Source organism: Streptomyces sp. BR123 (genome assembly GCF_013401435.1).
Classification (GTDB): Bacteria; Actinomycetota; Actinomycetes; order Streptomycetales; family Streptomycetaceae; genus Streptomyces.
In genome coordinates this window covers 1-1,600 of sequence record NZ_JACBGN010000579.1, presented here as the reverse complement: position 1 = coordinate 1,600, position 1,600 = coordinate 1, and the positions used below count along the sequence as shown (strand labels likewise).

Genomic DNA, 1,600 nt, shown 5'->3' with positions numbered 1-1,600 from the left:
GCCCCCACCAGACCGGCAGTCCGCCGCGCCCGCGCCGCACTCCACGCGGCAACCACCGCGATGACCGCGAACAACGCGAGAAACACCAGCCCCTGCGCCCCGAACACACCCCCGGCCCCGAGTGCATCGCCCCACCGCGCACCCAGCGGGGCCGCGAGCAGCCGGTGGTCCAGCAGCTCACCGGGCGAGGTGAAGGCCTGGTACATGAGGAAGAACACCGGCAGCTGCAGCAGCACGGGCAGGCACCCGGCCACCGGGGTGGCGCCCTTGAAGGCAGCCCTGTTCAGCGGGTGCAGGGCAAGCCGTACGAGGACGGTGAAGAGCACGATCGCGGCAGCGGTCGCGGACTCGGCCAGCACCGGCTCCAAGAGCCGGCCCAGATCGACAACAAGATCAGTGAAAACGGACACGCGGGCCCTCCGAGGGGTCTCGTCAAACGTCGAAAACAGACATGCGTTTCGGCGCGACGACCCACGAGGGACGCACAGCACAACTCGACTCGACTCGACTCGCTGGACGCGAGCGGAAGGAGAAAGGGAGGCAGCGAAGCTGCGCGCCCCTACGCGGCCGTCAGGACAAGACGGCCGGGCGCCCTGGGCCGCGACCGGCCCGAGGCGTCGGGATCACGCTGTGGCAGGAACGCCGTACGCTGCTCGCGATCACGGATCGCGGTACGTATGCGGTGCGGCGGCACAGGCCGTACGAGGCGCGCCGCCAGCGCTGCAACCCCTGCGGTGACGGCGGCCGCGGTGGCCGCGAGGGCGACCATGACCGCACCCGGCCCGCTCTCCCCGGCGAACAGCCAGAGGGCTCCCGCAATCAGCAGCAGTGGCGCCAGCCGAGAAGCGACAGCACCAACGAGGGAGCCGGCCCCAGAGAGAACCCGGCGCTTCCCACCCTGCTCGTCCACTGAACCCCGCCCCCTTTCCACTCCCCCGATACTAACCACCCCCACCGACAACGCCCACGCCGGCCAGGCCACTTGCCCGGCCGGTCACCGCACGAGCGTCCCCCACACCACGAGCCGGTACTTGGAGGAGTACTCCGGCGTGCACGTGGTGAGCGTGATGTACGCGCCGGGCTCGCCGAACCCGTACTCGGGCCGGACCGTACTCCGCGGCACGGGCGCGATCACCCCGACGTCCCGCTCGCTCGTCTCGGCCAGCGTCTTGCGCACGACGTACGCAAACGTACGCCCCTGCACCTCGACGCTCAGCCTGTCCCCTGCCCGCAGCCGGTTGATGTACCGGAACGGCTCGCCGTGCGTGTTGCGGTGCCCGGCCAGCGCGAAGTTGCCCTCGGCGCCGGGCTGGGCGGTCCCGGGGTAGTGGCCGGCGTACCCCTTGTCGAGCACGGTCCGCTTGTCGACCCCCTGCGCGATGGGCACGGCGACACCGAGCCGCGGAATCCGCAGCACCCCGTAAGCGGACGAACGCCCGGGCTCCGCGACAGAACCCCCCGCGGACGCACCGGCGGCCGAACCACCGGGACCACCCACCCCCGCCGGCAACGGCGACGGCGGCCCGGAACCCGCGCCCGCACCCGCGCCCGCACCCGCACCCGCACCCGCACCCGCACCCGCACCCGCAGAAGCAGACTC

At 72.2% G+C, this 1,600-nt stretch carries 2 protein-coding genes and 1 pseudogene; all 3 read right to left on the bottom strand.

Annotated features, from left to right (window positions below):
- Window positions 1-410 (bottom strand): annotated as a pseudogene (locus HYE82_RS36395) (YidC/Oxa1 family membrane protein insertase); the annotation flags it as partial.
- Between the two features lie 149 nt (window positions 411-559).
- The gene (locus tag HYE82_RS38785) at window positions 560-826 is read right to left on the bottom strand and encodes a DUF6412 domain-containing protein (protein WP_256988207.1); all 267 of its coding nucleotides are present in this window, start codon (window positions 824-826) and stop codon (window positions 560-562) included.
- 168 nt (window positions 827-994) lie between these two features.
- The coding region (locus tag HYE82_RS36390) for a class E sortase (protein ID WP_179178496.1) at window positions 995-1,600 on the bottom strand (606 nt) is incomplete at its 5' end.